General features: G+C 41.8%; 14 protein-coding genes. 6 read left to right on the top strand and 8 right to left on the bottom strand.

Annotation, left to right across the window (positions count from 1 at the left end):
• The first annotated feature begins 393 nt into the window (after positions 1-393).
• Together WMO13_RS02275 and WMO13_RS02270 are read left to right on the top strand one after the other, a co-directional pair.
• Entirely contained in the window at positions 394-3,150 is a 2,757-nt protein-coding gene (locus tag WMO13_RS02275; RefSeq protein ID WP_026879694.1) for a valine--tRNA ligase, read from the top strand.
• Between the two features lie 675 nt (positions 3,151-3,825).
• Positions 3,826-5,259, top strand: a complete 1,434-nt coding sequence (locus tag WMO13_RS02270; protein WP_051396359.1) for an alanine/glycine:cation symporter family protein — start codon at positions 3,826-3,828, stop codon at positions 5,257-5,259.
• Positions 5,260-5,306: 47 nt separating this feature from the next.
• On the opposite strand, the gene WMO13_RS02265 is transcribed toward WMO13_RS02270, so the two are convergent.
• From WMO13_RS02265 to WMO13_RS02245, 5 genes are all read right to left on the bottom strand, one after another.
• A complete protein-coding gene (locus tag WMO13_RS02265) occupies positions 5,307-5,471 on the bottom strand; it encodes a hypothetical protein (RefSeq protein ID WP_156923331.1) in 165 nt (54 codons plus the stop codon).
• A gap of 98 nt (positions 5,472-5,569) precedes the next feature.
• The gene (locus WMO13_RS02260; RefSeq protein WP_026879693.1) at positions 5,570-5,761 is read right to left on the bottom strand and encodes a hypothetical protein; all 192 of its coding nucleotides are present in this window, start codon (positions 5,759-5,761) and stop codon (positions 5,570-5,572) included.
• Between the two features lie 52 nt (positions 5,762-5,813).
• Positions 5,814-6,017, bottom strand: coding sequence for a tautomerase family protein (locus tag WMO13_RS02255; RefSeq protein ID WP_026879692.1), 204 nt, complete (start codon positions 6,015-6,017; stop codon positions 5,814-5,816).
• A gap of 587 nt (positions 6,018-6,604) precedes the next feature.
• Positions 6,605-9,436, bottom strand: coding sequence for an autotransporter outer membrane beta-barrel domain-containing protein (locus WMO13_RS02250; RefSeq protein ID WP_342386890.1), 2,832 nt, complete (start codon positions 9,434-9,436; stop codon positions 6,605-6,607).
• A 377-nt stretch (positions 9,437-9,813) separates the two neighbouring features.
• Complete coding sequence (locus WMO13_RS02245; RefSeq protein WP_425324273.1) at positions 9,814-10,977, bottom strand: linear amide C-N hydrolase; 1,164 nt, start codon at positions 10,975-10,977, stop codon at positions 9,814-9,816.
• A 276-nt stretch (positions 10,978-11,253) separates the two neighbouring features.
• Here WMO13_RS02245 and WMO13_RS02240 point away from each other — a divergent pair, with 276 nt between their 5' ends.
• The 3 genes from WMO13_RS02240 to WMO13_RS02230 all read left to right on the top strand — a co-directional run bounded on the left by WMO13_RS02240 (position 11,254) and on the right by WMO13_RS02230 (position 13,674).
• Positions 11,254-11,901, top strand: a complete 648-nt coding sequence (locus WMO13_RS02240; RefSeq protein WP_342386888.1) for a CDP-alcohol phosphatidyltransferase family protein — start codon at positions 11,254-11,256, stop codon at positions 11,899-11,901.
• 135 nt (positions 11,902-12,036) lie between these two features.
• Complete coding sequence (locus WMO13_RS02235) at positions 12,037-12,969, top strand: phosphatidate cytidylyltransferase (protein ID WP_342386887.1); 933 nt, start codon at positions 12,037-12,039, stop codon at positions 12,967-12,969.
• A gap of 39 nt (positions 12,970-13,008) precedes the next feature.
• Positions 13,009-13,674 (top strand): lysophospholipid acyltransferase family protein, encoded by a 666-nt coding sequence (locus WMO13_RS02230; RefSeq protein WP_342386886.1) that lies wholly within the window; start codon positions 13,009-13,011, stop codon positions 13,672-13,674.
• A 168-nt stretch (positions 13,675-13,842) separates the two neighbouring features.
• On the opposite strand, the gene WMO13_RS02225 is transcribed toward WMO13_RS02230, so the two are convergent.
• The 3 genes from WMO13_RS02225 to WMO13_RS02215 form a co-directional block, all read right to left on the bottom strand.
• Positions 13,843-15,801, bottom strand: coding sequence for a PhoX family phosphatase (locus WMO13_RS02225; protein ID WP_342386885.1), 1,959 nt, complete (start codon positions 15,799-15,801; stop codon positions 13,843-13,845).
• Positions 15,802-16,086: 285 nt separating this feature from the next.
• Positions 16,087-16,419 (bottom strand): hypothetical protein, encoded by a 333-nt coding sequence (locus WMO13_RS02220; RefSeq protein ID WP_342386884.1) that lies wholly within the window; start codon positions 16,417-16,419, stop codon positions 16,087-16,089.
• 344 nt (positions 16,420-16,763) lie between these two features.
• Positions 16,764-17,549, bottom strand: a complete 786-nt coding sequence (locus WMO13_RS02215) for a HesA/MoeB/ThiF family protein (protein WP_425324272.1) — start codon at positions 17,547-17,549, stop codon at positions 16,764-16,766.
• Between the two features lie 147 nt (positions 17,550-17,696).
• Here WMO13_RS02215 and hslV point away from each other — a divergent pair, with 147 nt between their 5' ends.
• Positions 17,697-18,236 carry an ATP-dependent protease subunit HslV gene (gene hslV / locus WMO13_RS02210; RefSeq protein ID WP_342386882.1) on the top strand — a complete coding sequence of 180 codons (540 nt, stop codon included), beginning with the start codon at positions 17,697-17,699 and terminating at the stop codon, positions 18,234-18,236.
• Positions 18,237-18,341: the final 105 nt, after the last annotated feature.

Here is an 18,341-nt window from a genome sequence, read left to right as displayed (position 1 = left end):
TGCGGTAAATCGTCTTATTCATTCCAAATAAAAGCTAATCCAGTGCGGGATAGAACAATTGCGTAACCAGAGAAATTGAGCGCCCGCAGAGGAGCGATCTAATCACTCTGCTTTAGAAAACACCTAATCTGCCGGCGCGAGATTCTTAAAACTTCCCAATCAATAGGCAAGCGATTGTGCTTGGAAATATGCTATACTTTTAGCAATTTTATAGGGTTTATTGGCGAGTATTTGCCAATAAGCTCCTAACACCGATTGAGCATTCTCTCTATTGTTTTCCTGGCCGGGCTTTCTGACTTAATGTGGATTGCCCTGCTTTACGGTCATCTTTTATATTGCCATTCGCATATTGATGACTTCATAATAGAGATCACACTAACCTTGGATAAATAGATGAAACAGAGTTATCAACCAGATCAGATAGAAAAAAAATGGTACCAATTTTGGGAAGAGAATAACCTTTTTAAACCCAGTGGCGATACAAGTAAACCTGCTTACTGTATTGTCATTCCTCCGCCGAATATCACCGGTAGCCTACACATGGGACATGCGTTCCAAGATACGATTATGGATCTTTTGATTCGTTATAATCGTATGCTTGGGAAAAATACCCTCTGGCAACCGGGCACAGATCACGCCGGTATTGCTACACAAATGGTTGTAGAGCGTCAACTCAATGCCAACGGTCAAACACGTCATGACTTAGGTCGTGAGGCTTTCGTTGAGCGTATCTGGGAATGGAAAGCAGAATCTGGCGGTAATATCACGCAACAGCTTCGCCGAATGGGCGCAAGTGCCGATTGGTCGCGTGAGCGCTTTACGATGGATGAAGGGCTCTCAAAAGCAGTACAAAAAGTCTTCGTCACGCTCTATAAAGAGGGCTTAATCTATCGTGGCAAACGCCTTGTCAACTGGGACCCGATTCTCAAAACCGCCGTTTCTGATATCGAAGTAGAATCGAAAGAAGAATCAAGCTCAATGTGGCACCTTCGTTATCCGATTGCCGGTACAGATGAGTATCTGGTCGTTGCAACAACGCGCCCTGAAACCATGCTAGGAGATACAGCGGTTGCCGTTCACCCTGAAGATGAGCGCTATGCCCAATACATTGGCAAAATGATTGATCTGCCATTCTGTGATCGTCAAATTCCTATTATCGCCGATGATTATGTCGATCCTGAATTTGGAACAGGTTGTGTGAAAATTACCCCTGCGCACGATTTTAATGACTATGAGATGGGTAAACGTCATAACTTACCAATGATCAACGTCTTCACCGATGAAGCGAAAATCAATGATGAGATGCCGGAAGCCTATCGTGGTCTTGATCGTTTTGATGCCCGTAAGCAGATCGTCGCAGACTTTGAGAAAGCGGGTCTTTTAGAGAAGATCGAACCGCATACTTTAATGATTCCGCGTTGTGATCGTACTAATCAGATCGTCGAGCCTTATCTCACAGATCAATGGTTTGTGGATGCGAAAACATTGGCAAAACCGGCAATTGAAGCAGTTAAGAACAAAGATATTAAATTTATTCCTCAAAACTGGGAAAATACCTACTTTGAATGGATGAACAACATTCAAGATTGGTGTATCTCCCGTCAACTCTGGTGGGGACATCGCATTCCGGCTTGGTATGATGAAGACGGAAATTTCTATGTAGCTGAAAATGAAGAGGCAGTACGCCGGGAATATAATCTAGGTGCCGATGTTACGCTTCGTCAAGATGAAGATGTATTAGATACTTGGTTCTCCTCTGCCCTTTGGCCATTCTCAACACTTGGCTGGCCTGATCAGACAGATGAGTTGAAAACCTTCTATCCTACCTCTGTCCTTGTGACCGGCTTTGATATTATCTTCTTCTGGGTAGCACGAATGATTATGTTCGGCCTGCACTTTATGAAAGAGATCCCCTTTAAAGAGGTCTACTTCCATGGCTTGGTGCGTGACCAAGATGGTCAGAAGATGAGTAAATCCAAAGGCAATGTACTCGATCCTATCGACTTAATTGATGGTATTGACCTTGAATCACTCGTTGCAAAACGCACCACAGGTTTGATGCAACCGCAAATGGCACCGCGCATTGAAGCAGATACACGTCGCCACTTCCCTGAAGGGATTCGGGCCTTTGGTACTGATGCGCTACGCTTTACCTTTACTGCGCTGGCCACCAATGGTCGGGATATTATCTTCGATGTCGGTCGAATTGAAGGCTATTCTAACTTCTGTAACAAGATCTGGAATGCATCGAAGTTTGTTTTTATGAATGCTGAAGGAAAAGAAGTTCAAGAGAATCCAGCGAAGCTCTCTCATATTGATCGTTGGATCAATTCTCGTTTGAGCTATATGCTAACTGAAGTGAATCGTCATATTGAAAGTTATCGTTTTGACCTTGCAACGCAGGCGCTCTACGATTTCACATGGCATGAGTTCTGTGACTGGTATTTAGAGCTCACGAAGCCGATTCTCAATGGTGAATATTCAGAAGAAGAGAAAGCGGCAACACGCTACAATCTGCTCTTTGTCTTAGACGCGATTCTCAAAGCACTTCATCCATTTATGCCTTATATCACGGAAGAGATTTGGCAGAAATTGATCGAAATCGCGCCGAGCTTCAAGACCGCTGTGAGTATCTCTGTCACACAATTCCCTGCGGTTGATGCGCGAGATACCGCTCTTGAAGCGGAAGTTGAGTGGTTACAAGAGGTTTTATTAGCTGTTCGCCGAATTCGTGGTGAGATGAATATCTCTCCGGGTAAACCGCTTGCTGTTCTCTATGAGAATGCTTCGAGTGAGGATCTTGCCCGTATTGAACAAAATATGCCATTCTTACAACGAATGGGGCGCCTTGAAAACTTTACCAAAGTAGCAGGTACAGCGCCGGAATCTGCGGTCATGGTGATCGGCAAAATGCGTCTCTTAATTCCGCTTGCTGGCCTGATTGATAAAGAACAAGAGCTTGCACGCCTCAATCGTGAGATTGGTAAAATCGAACCGATTATTAAAGCCTTAACCGCAAAATTGGCAAATCCTGGATTTACCGATAAAGCACCGGCAAAAGTGGTTGAAGGTGAGCGAGTGAAATTGAGTGATGCAGAAAATCAATTGGCAGAATTAAAGCAACAACTCGTGAAGATTGAAGCACTCTAATCATTCTTATAAATCATTATTCATAATAACAATATAGATAAGCCTAAAGGGTTCGATCAAAATCGAGCCCTTTTTTATTGCTAAGATTGAGAGGCTAAGAAGATTCATCGCATCGCCGGGGGAATGACATCGTTCTTCTCACAATCGCGCGCCGGCAGGTTTGGCATCTTTCAATGCCGGAAGTTTGTAAAACATTATCTATGTCGAAAGTTGTCGCCTTTTGTGCCGGTCAATAACTGTTTGAGAAGTCGAGAGATTGCTCACTTGCGGACTTGTTAATGCCGAATGATTAGATCGCTCATTTGCGGGCGCACAATTTCTCTGGTTACGCACTTGTTCTATCCCGCACTGGATTAGCTTTTATTTGGAATGAATAAGACGATTCATCGCATCGCCGGAGGGAATGATCGTGTTCTTCTCACAATCGCGCGCCGGCAATTGTGGCATCTTTCAATGCCGATAGATTGAGAAATCGCTCTTCTGCGGGCGCGGGATCGGTCTGGAGTTGCAAGCACTCCCTCCCGCCTTGAATCAGATTTTATTTAAAATAAGCCCCAAATTTTCCGATTTAACAAACATTTATTGATTTATCTTGATTTTTTTGTAGATTTATTCAAGTAATCCCTTTATTCTATAGAGTCTTTTGCCTTTATTTTGTACTACATTGGAGTAATTATGAGTCTGATTAACTGGTTAGTAGGCCCGTTGAATGATTTTATTTGGACCTATATTCTGGTCGCATTTCTCATCATTTTAGGGATTTACTTTACAATTCGTACCCGCTTTATCCAAATTCGTCTCTTTAAAGAGATGTTTCGCTTAACTGTCGAAAAGAATCCTAGTGATGATGGGGTTTCTGCCTTCCAAGCCTTTACTATTAGTGCCGCTAGCCGTGTTGGAACAGGGAATATTGCCGGCGTTGCCCTTGCGATTGCTATCGGCGGACCAGGTGCGGTCTTCTGGATGTGGGTGATTGCGATTATCGGTATGGCAACAGCCTTTATCGAAAGCACCCTTGCGCAAGTCTATAAAGTCAAAGATGGCGATACTTTTCGCGGTGGCCCCGCTTACTATATGCAAAAAGCCCTCGGTTGGAAAAATTTAGGCATTATTTTTGCTATTCTCTTAACGATTACCTTTGGCTTTATCTTCAATTCTGTACAATCAAATACCATCGCGCAATCGTTCCATTCTGTATTCGGCATTGATACGATTGTAATCGGCGCACTATTAGTGATTGCCACCGGTTTAATTATCTTTGGCGGCGTTCGCCGTGTAGTGCACTTTACCCAGATTTGTGTACCTGTGATGGCGGTATTCTATATCGGCATTGCACTCTATGTGGTTGCGGTGAATATCACTGAAGTCCCCAGAATGTTTATGCTCATTGTTGAAAATGCCTTCGGGATTCAAGAGTTTGCCGGCGGTGGTCTAGGAATGGCCATTCTTCAAGGAACTCGTCGTGGGCTCTTCTCTAATGAAGCGGGAATGGGATCTGTGCCTAATGCGGCAGCAACTGCCAATGTCAGTCATCCTGCAAAGCAAGGTTTAGTGCAGAGTTTAGGCGTATTCTTCGATACAATTGTGATCTGTTCGGCAACAGCATTTATTATTCTACTGTCAGGCATTTATGCAGATGGAACAAGCGCCGGCGGTGTTGTCTTAACGCAAAATTCTCTAGCGCAACAAGTGGGCGATTGGGCGCAATATTTTGTCGCCATTGCGATCTTCTTCTTTGCTTTTAGTTCGATTATCGGGAACTACTATTATGGAGAAACGAATATCGAATTTATTAAGAGCAATACCACTGCTCTACTCTTCTATCGTCTAATTGTGTTGATGATGGTGATGTTTGGAGCGGTAATGAGTATGGGAATTGTTTGGAGTTTAGCGGATCTCTTTATGGGATTAATGACCATTATTAACTTAGTCGTCATCGCGATCTTAGGCAAAATCGCCTTTAAAGTAGCGGATGATTTCTACCGTCAGCTCAAAGAGAAGAAAAATCCTGTATTCAAAGCAGATTCAATCCCTGGTTTAAAAGGGGCTGAATGTTGGGAAGATTCTGATCAATCTATTGATATCAATAGATTGATATCAATAGATTGATATCAAAAGATTCACTCAAAGGGTGCAGCTTTAAATTGCGCCCTTTTTTATTGTTTACCATTTAAGATAGATGATCGCCGGCAGTTGTAGTGCTCTTTGGCGTTGGGAATAAGAGAATTTACAGCATCGCCGGGGGGAATGATCGTGTTCTTCTCACAATCGTGCGCCGGCAATTGTGGCATCTTTCTAGTGCCGGAATTGTCACCTTTCATTCCTATCAATAATTGTTTGAGAAGTCGGGAAATTGCTCTTTTGCGGACGCTCGATTTCTCTGGTTGCGCAATTGTTCTATCCCGCACTGAATTAGTTTTTATTGGGAATCAATAAGAAGATTTACCGCATCGCCGGGGGGAATGATCCTGTTCTTTTTACAATCGTGTGCCGGCAATTGTGGCATCTTTCTAGTGCCGGAATTGTCACCTTTCATTCCTATCAATAATTGTTTGAAAAGTCGAAAGATTGCTCTTTTACGGGCACGAGATTCGCCTTGATTTGCAAGCATTCCCTCCCGCCTTGAATCAGATTTTATTTGAAACAAAATCCCGATAATCGATCTATTTTGATTTATTGCGATATTCAACAACAGGTATTCCCGCTATTCCCCAGTTATCTAAAGGGACTTCATCAATTACGACAACGGTTGTTGCTGGGTTCTTTCCTAATACATCTACAAGTACCTGCGTCATGCCATCAATGATGGCGGCTTTCTGTTCTGTGGTTACAGCTTTATCTGTAATTTTGACATTAATATAAGGCATTTGATTTTCTCCTTTTAGGTTCGTTTATTGAGCATAACATAGGGGGCAATAATTTGAGAACAGTAAGAAAATTCATTGCATCGCCGGGGGGAATGATCCCGTTCTTCCACAAATCGCGCGCCGGCAGATTTGGCATCTTTAATGCCGGAAGTTATCCCCTTTCGTGCCGGTCAATAACCGTTTGAGAAGTCGAGAGATTGCTCACTTGCGGGCGCTCACTTTATCTGGTTACGCAATTGTTCTATCCCGCACTGAATTAGCTTTTATTTGGAATCAATAAGAAAATTCATCGCATCGCCGGGGGGAATGATCTTGTTCTTTTTGCAATTGCGCGCCGGCAGTTATAGCGCCTTTTGCGCTGGGAATAAGAAAAACTATCGCATCGCCGGGGAGAATGATCCTGTTCTTCCGCATATCGCGTACCGGCATTTGAATAAGCTTATTTTGAATCGATATTACTATATAAAAACTAATCTTCAGAGTAACAAAAAACCTTGAGATATTGCTATCTCAAGGCTTAACTACTATACATTCAAATTATTTTCTAACTTACATGTATTTTATCGGGTTCGATATTATAAGAGGAATTAATAGATATAACGCATATTCACTTTCACTTTAGTATCTCGGTATTTATCTTGCCCCATAGTGTGAGAAAGCTCACCACTTAAATGCAGATCTTTACTGAACTTCACATCTGTCCCCATAATGAGTTGATAAATACTCTTTGAACCCGCTAATGCGACATCATTTTCCATACCGGCATATTCAACTTTGACTTCAGGGGCATTACTATTCAGGATATAATTTGCGCCGACATAAGGCGTTATCATACCATCCATAAAGCTCTCTTTTGCTTTAATGAGCGCCCCTAAACGCCATTCGAGATTACCACGATTGCTACTATAATTTGTTCCATCTTCAGCGCGATGCTTTTTGGCTTTTACATCTGACCAGGTGACCTGGGTTGAAGGAACAAAGGACCAATCACGCGCAAATTCGATGTCAGTTCCCAATTCAAGAGAGGCCACAAAACCATCCGCTTTATAGTTTTCAGTAGGCTTATCATCTCCTTCCACTTTATTACTCGTTCTCACATATTGCAGTGAAGCATCAAGGTAAGTATTCTTGTCTTGATCAAAGAAGTAAGTACCATACCCCCCTACAGAGAAACCATGCACTTTACTATCTGCTGTACGATTTTCATAGCGATTTTTACTATCGCCTGATGCAGCACCATAACTCGCTAACCAACCGGCGCTATAATCATCTTCATCAACTAGATCATTCCCTACTCGTAAAACAAAATAGTTAATTTTGGACTCAATGCGATCTGTATGATTTCCCTTAAACTTATTGTAAGAGTTTTTGATATTTAACCACATTCCCTCACCATCTTCGATATATTCCCGATCTTGATAGCTTAAGGTAAACATCTTATTCGATACTGCTAAGTTCGCAAGATAAGCATTTGCTTGAGGTGCAATTTCATTTTTATCATAGGTTAAATACCACTGCGCACCTGCCCCATTTGCACCCTCAACATTCTCTCGCTTGACTAACTCATATTCATAAAGACCTATCGCTACACGATTAGCAAGTTGTAAATCAAGGGTATTCGCTGGTTTTTTATCCTCATTTAATTCAGGTATCGTTGATGCATCAACTAAGAGCAGACCTTCAGAGGTTGCCAATTCTTTTACCTGTCCTTGAGGATAGATATAGACAGCTCCGTAACCATGGGCTGAATTTAGAATCGTCAAGCGATCTGCCTGATGAGCACTGAAACCGAAATGTAGATTTGCAAAACCATAATCATTTTCAATTTTGAGATCTTTAACCGCTAAATGTCCTGTTCCTGCATTATTAGTCCCGGCATTTCCGACATATAGATCACCGCCTGATAATGTTAACAGATTATCTATAAATCCATTACCTGATAATTTCCCTTTTTCTTTTACACTCACTTTCGTTAAAATAGTTAAGACAGAATCTACCTCTCCTTCTTTCTTTAAATTTGACTCAGAGAGCACTAATTCAGGATTCCCATCGACTAATTCAAACTCAAAGTCTTGATTGCCTTTAAAATCTAAAGCTCCTTTATTATTAATGGAAATAGATTGATCTTTGTTTCCATAACTAGATTTAATGATTTCTGGCATTGTTTTAGTCGCAATATTCCCTTCAGTTATTGAAAGTTTATCTGCAACAAAAACACCTTTAGAATTAGTACCTAAATCCAAATACTTAATATCTAAAATCGATAGTTTTTCTGGAGTTCCGGTTTTTTTCATAAAATTATCTTTACCTGAAACAGGATCCAAACCAACTTCAAAAAGCAGATTACCTGATACCCTAATGTCATTAGCTTTTAGATGACTACCTGCAATATTTTTAAAGGTCAGATCTTTCACCTTTATTTTTGCACTTGTATCATCAAGGCCTTTAACTTTCCCACCACTAATTTCAATTAATTCAATACTTGTCATATCAAGAATTGAACTTCCCGATCGACTAATTGCACCGGTCAAATCTAATACAGTTTCAACAGACTCTTTAGGTTTCTCCGTTGAGGAACCTTCTATCGTTTTCTCGATAAATGAAGCGGGCCCAACTACTAATTTATCTGTTTCAATACGCAATTTTGCCTCATAATCTTGCATATCAACGGCAGAACGACCTACAGCTAATATTGCCCCATTATCAATATTGATCTCTTTAGCTTTTAATGAAGTAGAGTATTCATATATATTCACTGGCGTCGTAATATTAGGATTAGGATCAGGTTTTTTATCAACCCCAATCTGCATATGGGAATCTTTCCCTGTAACATGAATATTATCGGCTTCAATTTTACTATAGCGTTCTGCCGTAAATTTTCCCCCATCACGAATAGTAATATCCCCTGTTCTAATATTACTATAGCGATCTTTACTATATTTATCAGGAGCCTGAGTTCCTTTTACTTCAAAATGCCCCCCTGATTCTAAGGTAATATTTCCTAAGGTTCCTTTATCAACATTGATTAAATCTACTTTCCCTTTATCCGTTGCAACAATATCGCCTGTTGTGAGTTTTTTAATATTACTGATCTCGGCAGTTGATGGCTTTTCAATCTTTTTAGGTTCATCAGAAGAACCTTCTGCAGGCGGAACTTCCTCAATTTTAAAGCCATCGACTGTAATATTACCCATAGTCCATTCAGCCTTATCTTTGATAGAGTATATATCCCCCCCTTTGACCGCTATATTCTCATTTGCAAAGGCTACACTTCCTAAAATAAGCGCACTAGAGAGTACACTGGCCATTCTTGTGCGGATCCTATTTTGTTTAGACTTTTTATATGCAACGCTCACCTCAGACGTCACATCCCAACGCTGTAAAGTATGATTCCAAATGACCTTAAAAACGCTATTCATAAATATTCCTCTGCTATTGACAATAAGCCATAATCTTCACGAGGGATTTAGCTTATCTATTAAATGTGAATGCTCTAAATATTGTCCAATACAATCTATGCTATTTTTACTGGTGAATGTTATGCCCCGCAATAAGGCGAAAAACAACCCATTCTTAATAGAAAATTTTGACGATTATTATAACATAATTCATATAAATATATATTTGTTTACATAGCTGCAATTGAAGATCATGCACTATTTAATCCAATCAACCAATATTGCTAAATATCTATATTCGATATTAAAAAAGGGCGCTTTCGCACCCATTCTCCCATTCGGCGTTATTTCCGAATGCCTTTTATCACTGTACAGTCGAACGCTATCAATTACAGCGCTTATGATTGCGGCGCACTTACAGCGGGTTCTTCAAAAACCGCTTCTTCTTCGGCATCGAGTACCGTTTTGAGTGCTTCCTCTTGCTTTATTGCAGCTTGCAATTGTTCTTCAGTAATGCCGAGGAATTTAAAGGGCGCCGTGGTGACAAATTCGCCGGAGACTTCGCCGGAGAAGATATTCGATTGATCTTTCCCTAGATCAAGCTTCTTCACATCAGCACCGGGTTTGAAATCTACTTTATTCAGATCAACCCAGAAGATAGAAGGAGAGATCGCCGATTCAAAGAAATAGCGCCCTGCTTGATGATCGATCACAGTACGCCAACGCGTTGAGGAGATATTCGGCTCCTCTTCGGTATTAAGACCATAAGGGACAGAGACATTGCGAATCACGCTGAAAACGCCGGCAAAGGTGTCCCGCTCATTGCCATCTTTTGGGATTGCATTGATATAGAATGCTGCACGTGCAAAGCGATCTGCCGCACGATTGGTGCCGGGAAGCATCGTGGTGCCGCCGATCTCTTGCCAATATTCATTAAGCGCTAATTGCTTATCGAAAGTGGGGGAATTGGTCATCACTTGGTAACTGCGATCGTGGTGAATCACTTGCTTTCCATCGATATACTCGACAATAGCGCTATCTCCAAAGCGATCAGAGAGCGACAGATGCAGCGTAGCAAGTCGATTCTCACCGGGAACGTGCGCCGTCACCACGACAAAAGGTTCAGTTTCAAGAAATTCCACCGCCTCAGCCACGGTCGCGAAGTTATCGAGCATATATTGCGCCCAGAGTGAGAGCGCAAGCGTTGGCTTATCGCTATTCATCGGGGGCGGATAATCTGATTCTACCAGCCAGAGGAGATTGGCATTGAGCCCTGCCTCATTCATACCATCGGTTGTAGCGATATCGTAACCGGTTGCGACAACGCTACCATATTTCGCTGTCCAGGCAATCGAGCGATCCCCGGCTTCCCCATTACGCTCAATGCCTTGTGGTAAAATCCAAAGATTCGTCCCGACATCCCGCTTCCAATCCATAGAACGCGCGGTAATATTACGCTCATTATCCCCATGAAATAGTACCCGGGTACAAGCATCCGCAGTAACCGTCAACGATAGTAAGGCGGTCACTGTGAGTGCTAGTTTCTTGAGGGGGGATTTCATCGCTAGAGCGGCAGATTGTTGATTCATTTTTCGAGTCGATATCATTTTAAAACTCCTTATTCCTGCACCTTATCTGATTGATAATCAATAAGCGTTAATAGTAACCATTAATAGTAAGGATTAATAGAGATAATTACGATAAATAAGGTTATTTGTTGCACACAACACTGGAGATGATTTAAAGTTAACATTTGTTATCTTTTTAATTGACTTTTATAAATTAAGTAGTTACGATACCAGTTAACTACCGTTAACCATATTTAAAAGGAAATAATCATGGATAAGCGCCGTCCTATTAAGAGTCGTTCTAACCCCCTTATGATTCAATTAGCACAATGGCTCTCACAAAAAGCAATTACCCCTAATCAAATCTCACTTTTTAGTATTCTCCCTGCTTTTCTAACCCTTTTCACTTTAGGTTTTTGGACATCTGATCTCAGTAGAGCGACACAACTGCTACTTCTGTTTTTGACGTTAATACTCATTCAACTGCGCTTACTATGTAATTTGATTGATGGCATGGTAGCCATTGAAGGGGGGAAAGTAACGCCGGCAGGGGAGCTCTTTAATGAAGTTCCAGACCGAGTGAGCGATACCTTCTTCTTTATAGCCTTAGGTATGAGCCTAGGGAGTTCTACAGGGTTTTCACTAGGATTATTAGCCGCTTTAATGGCCGCGCTGACAGCCTATGTTCGAGTGCTTGGTGTATCAATGGGGGCTCCCCCTTTCTTCTCTGGCCCTATGGCAAAACAGCAACGTATGGCACTCATGACATTTGCAATAATAGCGACTATGATCGGACTCTTTTTCGATCTCTCTACCTTATTTCTCGAGATTGCTTTATGGTTGATTATCATTGGAAGTTTTATTACGGTACTACACCGACTAGGGCAAATATATCGTTATAAAAACAACAGATTGTAGTGGTATACCGGTATTTTATTTTAACTTTGAAAATTGAATAATGCACTGTAGCCTAGCGACTTTATCTACGCTATTGCTAATTGTTACCTTTTTCTTCCTTCCTTTACTCTCTATCTCAGCTCAATAGGTATTACTATGTTACTACCCTCGCACAGTGTAACGATGATTTTAACGTTATTTTCAGGACTGATCATCGCAAGTCTTATCGTCTTTATTAAAAAACAGCGTTACCCTGAAAAAGATTATCAAGAATTACTGCTCCGTACCCGCTCTTGGTGGTGGATGATTATACTCATTATTGGAGTACTTCTACTTGGGGCAAAAGCGACTACTATCTTCTTTGCTTTTGTGAGCTTTTTAGCACTGAAGGAATTCTACTCTATCACACCGCTACGAGCAGTTGATCGCCGATTAGCATTCTGGGCCTATCTTGCGATCCCCTTACAGTATTACTTTGCTTATATTCAATGGTATGGCATGTTTATCATCTTTATTCCTGTCTATATGTTTCTGTTCTTACCACTACGTTCTGTGATTATTGGTGAAACAACAGGATTTATTCGCGCTAATGCCATTATTCAGTGGAGCTTAATGCTCTGTGTTTTTGGCTTTAGTCACATTGCTTATCTTGCAAATATGGATCGTATAATACCGGAGGCAGGTTTTGCTGGCCTTATTCTCTATCTTCTCTTTACTACCCAATTTAATGATGTCAGCCAATATATCTGTGGGAAATGTTTCGGGAAGCATAAAATTATTCCAAAGGTCAGCCCCAATAAAACATGGGAAGGATTTGTGGGAGGATTGCTCGTCACAACCATTCTATCGAGTTTTCTTGCTCCTTATTTAACGATTCTCACATGGAAAACCGGTTTTTTAGCAGGCATAATCATAGCTTTTTCTGGGTTTATCGGTGATGTAGTGCTCTCCTCTGTCAAGCGAGATTTGCGGATTAAAGATAGTGGGACTCTTATTCCCGGACATGGGGGGATTTTAGATCGTGTTGATAGCCTAATCTATGCTACGCCGATTTTTTTCCATTACTTTTATTATGTAACGGGCCATTAAAGCTTTTGATTATTAGTCGACAAAGTAGGAAAAATACAAATGAAAATAAAAGCTAACAAACGAATTAAATGGCTCAAACTAGGGTTCTTTCTTCTTATTGTGAAACCTTTAGTCTTAATTGGATTAGGTCTGAATATTGTTAACCGTCAAAAACTTCCCACAACAGGACCATTAGTAATTGTGGCAAATCATACAAGTCATTTAGATACCCTTGTTTTGATGAGTCTATTACCACTTAAAACGCTTAATAAGGTTCGCCCGATAGCAGCAGCAGATTATTTTATGCGTAATCCATTATTACGTTGGTTTTCAATCTATTGTATTGATATTATCCCTTTTGAACGCAAAGCATTTAAAGATACTGACCAGCTGTTTTCCTTATGCCATCAATGTTTAGATCAAGGCGACATTTTGATACTCTTTCCTGAGGGGACTCGTTCATCAACCGAGGTGCGTACTTTTAAACTCAAACGGGGAATCCATCTTCTGATGCAAAAGCATCCTAATATTCCGGTAATCCCCATTATTCTAAGAGGTTTAGGTCGTGCTCTTCCTAAAGGAGAAGCTCTCTTTGTCCCCTTTAATTGTGATGTAATTATTGGAGATCCTATTCCATTTCAATCAGATAGCGAAATCTATCTCACTACATTAGAACAAACCTATCAAGAACTACTCAAAATGGCCTTTACCCAGCCCAATGCCTAAAAACGAAAAAAAACCCCGAGAATGTCGCGAGATTCTCAGGGCTTAGCTGTCGGTAGCTTCGTCAATGTTGTCACTACCGGTTACTCAAATTGTTGGCATCAATGACGATGCGACCGATCTTGAATCGATGTTAGGAATCGATTCAGGGATCAGATTCATTAGCAGTGATTAACTACCAATCACGCCGCCATCACGTTTTTGGATCACAACGGTTGCTGCACGAGGACGCCCTGCCGCAGGGCCATCTGGCCAAGTGGAGATCGCAAGTTCAGCGCCGGTTACGGTCACGCCGCTATCAGGCTCACCAGGATGTTGGATATTGATAAACATCGTTTTATTATCCGGTGTGAAGGCGATACCGGTTACTTCACTGCCATTAGGCGCCGTTAAGAAGCGTTTAAAGAAGCCATCGGCAGGATCAACTGCAAGCATCTGGTTATTCCCCATTCCTTGATAGGCTTTCTTATTGATTGTAGAAGAGGAAACATCTGTTTGCACCCAGAGAATACCATTATGGTCAAATTCCAAACCATCAGGTGAACCAAAGGTATCGCCGCTATTTTGGGCTTGATGATTTGAAGCTGTCGCACTATCAGAACCCGCAAGCGCAAGAATATCCCAATCGAAAGTCAATGCGCCCACATCGCCATCTTTCTCATGCCAATGAATGATATGACCAAAAAGATTGTTTTCACGGGGATTAGCGGCATCTGTACCTGGATATCCTGCTTTACCACGATGGCTATTATTCGTTAAAGTACAGTAGATATTACCGGCATTGATCGGATCAGCTGCGATCCACTCAGGACGATCCATCTTCGTTGCACCGACCACGTCCGCCGCCCCACGCGCATTGATCACAATATCCCCTTGATCATTAAAACCATTAGCCGCCGTTAAACCATTTTGACCATGCACAAGGGGTAACCATACACCGGTACCATTCTCATCAAAACGCGCAACATAGAGCGTACCATCAGTTAATAATGCGCTATTCGCTTTTCCTTTTGCAGGATCATATTTACCATTACTGACAAATTTGTAGATATATTCAAAGCGCTGATCATCGCCCATATAGACCGTTAAACGTTGATCAGGACCGACGACTGCTTTTGCGCCTTCATGTTTGAAGCGCCCCAGTGCTGTGTGTTTAATCGGTGTTGAAGTGGGATCTTCAGGATCGATTTCGACCACCCAACCAAAGCGATTAGGCTCATTCGGGGTTTTATTCACATCAAAACGCTCATCAAACTCTACCCAGCGATACATATTATCAGCAGGTGAAATACCGTAACGTTTCTCAAGGGGATTGAGCTCGGCATCGGCTTTTACAAAGATATCTGCCCAGTTCTCTTCACAAGTGAGGTAAGTGCCCCAAGGTGTTTGGCCGTTCGCACAGTTTTGCATGGTACCAAGGATTTTGCTACCGCTTGGATCTGCTACTGTTTGCATCAATTTATGGCCTTTTGCAGGACCAGAGACAGTCATCTCAGTTAATGGTGTTACGCGGCGCGCATATTTAGAAGGACGAACAACCTCCCACTCACCGTTGCCATTTTTAGCCACTTCAACTACTGAAACGCCCATGGCATTTTGTGATTTGCGCACTTTATCGAGTGACCAATTTTCAACACCATCTTTGAAGAGAAGGCCGTTATCCACATATTCATGATTCATCGCAAGAAGACCATGACTTGAGGCTTTGTCGCCGGCTTCTAAGGGGAAATACGCGATCCCATCATGGTGCATCCCTGCTTGTGCGGCTTGCTCATCTGTGGTGTTAGAGCCATCTTTTTTAAATTCTGGAATATTGCCCGGAATCCCGATAGGATCGCCCCATTTATAAAAAGCAACCGCTTTATAGCCTTCCGGCACAATAACGGTATCTAAAGTTGAGTAAGGAATCGCTTCAAAAGTCACACGGCCACCATTCACGGCTTTTGTGATCTTGTCTGCTTGTGCTTGCGCAAATACCTTCGCTGGGAATAGCGAAAAGATACCTAAGCTCACGCCTAAGCCCCCCATTTTAAAGAGCGATCTACGAGAAAGACGCGCATCCATTACTTCAGAAAAGGGTGCCGTTGTTGTTTGATTGTTGACTTCTAACTCATCACGTTTCAGTGTCATGCGAATTCTCCAAATAATTCAAATCTCAAATTTCCCACATCCAATGTAGGAATAAGGATATGCTAAAGAATGAATATGACACTTGCGTGACAAGGTGATGATTTTATGGGGTTTCTATGCATCAATTTCCAAAGTTCACTCAAGGAATTGACGATAAAAAACGGTAGCCCCGAAACAAACTGCTTCGATGACGACCGCTTTAATATTATTGATATCATTAATATCAGGATATTGTTCCCGCTAACACAAAGACTTTAAAACTGTCCCTTTAGTTTTAAACAGTGACTACTTACAACGCTCCACTAATGCAATGATACGAGGATCTTGACTGTCGGCACGCGCATAAGTGCTATCGATCGCGCGGTAAACTTCTACCGTAAAATCCCCGGCTTTTGTGAAGCGAATATCATTATTGGTAATCTTCTCTTCTTTGGCATTATAAGGCGCGAGCGCGCTACGAATACAGCTACTAAACGCATTGATATTTTTATCGGATACTAACTCTAAATCGTGTTTATCCTGCTTGTAGTTAGCGTAACTCACATTTTTGTTACTATTACCGGCACAACCTGCGATCACCAATACGCCGGCGATGATCATTAAAAGATGTTTTTTCATTGAAACCCTCTTTTCGTCTTATCTGATAGGACTCTATTTGCTTAGATTAATATTGCGTAGATTACGATTATCTTCTACTACACTGTGACTCTGCTGTCATAGATTTGTAATCTACTATACAACAACTTGATCAGCAATAATCTGATCATGATTATTTTATTACCATTTTAAAACAATTTATTACACATTGATTTACCCTGTTATATAGTCAGCTTAGTTGAAGAAAAATGGTTTTTAACCAGCTATTGTAGGATTTTAAAAGAACATAAAACCTGACTTACCAACACTCGGATAGAATAGCTTCCTCGCTTTTGACCGCTGATGCGCCAGCATTTCAATACCGCTTATTTTGAACCGATCTTACGATCACAATCCGCATCCTCTAAATGAACTGCACAGTGCGGATTACGCCGATACTTAAAGGATTGCCAGCTAAAATCGAGTGCATTATAGATATGGAGTTTATGGGTTGCTAATGTGCCGATACCGAGGAGGAGCTTCAGTGCCTCTTGCGCTTGTGTGATGCCGATAATATGAACAACCGGTGAGAAGACACCGAAGAGCGCACAATTACCATCATCGGCATGATCGCCGGTAAAGAGACATTCGTAACAAGCAGAATCAGGATCACGAAAATCAAAGAGAGTGAGCTGCCCCTCATACCGTACCGCAGAGCCGGAGACTAAGGGCGCTTTGGCCATAAAACAAGCGCGGTTGAGATCTTTGCGTAGCTGAAAATTATCACTGCAATCTAGGACAACATCGGCATCTTGGACAATCGATTGTAGCGCTGTGAAATCCACTTTCTGCTCAATGGGCTGAATGTTGATATCGGGATTGAGCTCGGTCAGATGCTGCGCGGCTTGCGCTACTTTTGAGAGCCCTACATCTGCCATCTTGTAACCTGTTTGCCGATGCAGATTCGAGAGATCCACCATATCAAAATCAATGAGCGTAATCCGGCCGATCCCTGCGCCGACGAAGAGCGGAAGTGCCGCCATCCCTAATCCACCGCAACCAACAACAACTACATGCGCCTGAGCAAGCTTCTCTTGTCCGTCGATATCAAATTGCTCAAGCATAATATGGCGTGAATAGCGTAATAAGGCATGATCGGTCAGCATTGTCATCGTAATAGTAAAACCTTCTAGTGGAATATAGATGGAAAAGTTATGGGTAAAATTGACACGATTTAAATCATTCGCTTGAAATATCATCGGCGAACCTCATTATAATACCATGCTAAAATGCAATTTAAATATGATAAGGAGTCAATTGTGGAACAGTTTCGTGGTACAACCATCTGTGCAGTACGTCGTGGAAATGAAGTCGTCATTGGTGGCGATGGCCAAGTCTCTATGGGCAATACGGTCATGAAAGGCAACGCGCGCAAAGTACGCCGGCTATTTAATGGCAAAGTAATAGCAGGGTTCGCCGGCGGTACGGCTGATGCCTTTACCCTCTTTGAACGCTTTGAAGAAAAATTGGCGCAACATAGCGGTAACCTTACCCGCGCGGCAGTTGAACTCGCTAAAGATTGGCGTACTGAACGCTCACTACGTAAACTTGAAGCGCTCCTGATTGTCGCAGATGAAACCGCAACCTTTATCATCTCAGGCTTAGGCGATGTCATTGAACCTGAACATGATATCGCAACAATTGGGTCAGGTGGCATGTTTGCCCATAGTGCAGCGCTTGCCCTTATTCAAAATACGGAGCTGTCCGCGGAAGAGATTGTCCGTAAAAGCCTTGAGATCGCAGGAAATGTCTGTATCTATACCAATACTAATCTGACCGTTGAAAAACTCTCTTTCTAATGACGCATTCTTTAATGCCATATTATCTAATTTAATATTAGATATTAGATATTAGCAATATCGGATATTAGAGAACGGCGATGCTAGAAAAGATCTATATAAACA

Origin of the sequence: Ignatzschineria larvae DSM 13226 (assembly GCF_038500265.1) — a bacterium.
GTDB classification, from domain to species: Bacteria; Pseudomonadota; Gammaproteobacteria; order Cardiobacteriales; family Wohlfahrtiimonadaceae; genus Ignatzschineria; species Ignatzschineria larvae.
This window is presented reverse-complemented; position numbering and strand designations above follow the sequence as displayed.

What these genes read in the sequence shown, in the direction of transcription:
- WMO13_RS02275 (WP_026879694.1), top strand. Translation starts at nt 394, where the DNA reads ATGAAACAGAGTTATCAACCAGATCAGATAGAAAAAAAATGGTACCAA.
- WMO13_RS02270 (WP_051396359.1), top strand. Translation starts at nt 3,826, where the DNA reads ATGAGTCTGATTAACTGGTTAGTAGGCCCGTTGAATGATTTTATTTGG.
- WMO13_RS02265 (WP_156923331.1), bottom strand. Translation starts at nt 5,471, where the DNA reads ATGAAAGGTGACAATTCCGGCACTAGAAAGATGCCACAATTGCCGGCG.
- WMO13_RS02260 (WP_026879693.1), bottom strand. Translation starts at nt 5,761, where the DNA reads ATGCTTGCAAATCAAGGCGAATCTCGTGCCCGTAAAAGAGCAATCTTT.
- WMO13_RS02255 (WP_026879692.1), bottom strand. Translation starts at nt 6,017, where the DNA reads ATGCCTTATATTAATGTCAAAATTACAGATAAAGCTGTAACCACAGAA.
- WMO13_RS02250 (WP_342386890.1), bottom strand. Translation starts at nt 9,436, where the DNA reads ATGAATAGCGTTTTTAAGGTCATTTGGAATCATACTTTACAGCGTTGG.
- WMO13_RS02245 (WP_425324273.1), bottom strand. Translation starts at nt 10,977, where the DNA reads ATGAAATCCCCCCTCAAGAAACTAGCACTCACAGTGACCGCCTTACTA.
- WMO13_RS02240 (WP_342386888.1), top strand. Translation starts at nt 11,254, where the DNA reads ATGGATAAGCGCCGTCCTATTAAGAGTCGTTCTAACCCCCTTATGATT.
- WMO13_RS02235 (WP_342386887.1), top strand. Translation starts at nt 12,037, where the DNA reads ATGTTACTACCCTCGCACAGTGTAACGATGATTTTAACGTTATTTTCA.
- WMO13_RS02230 (WP_342386886.1), top strand. Translation starts at nt 13,009, where the DNA reads ATGAAAATAAAAGCTAACAAACGAATTAAATGGCTCAAACTAGGGTTC.
- WMO13_RS02225 (WP_342386885.1), bottom strand. Translation starts at nt 15,801, where the DNA reads ATGACACTGAAACGTGATGAGTTAGAAGTCAACAATCAAACAACAACG.
- WMO13_RS02220 (WP_342386884.1), bottom strand. Translation starts at nt 16,419, where the DNA reads ATGAAAAAACATCTTTTAATGATCATCGCCGGCGTATTGGTGATCGCA.
- WMO13_RS02215 (WP_425324272.1), bottom strand. Translation starts at nt 17,549, where the DNA reads ATGACAATGCTGACCGATCATGCCTTATTACGCTATTCACGCCATATT.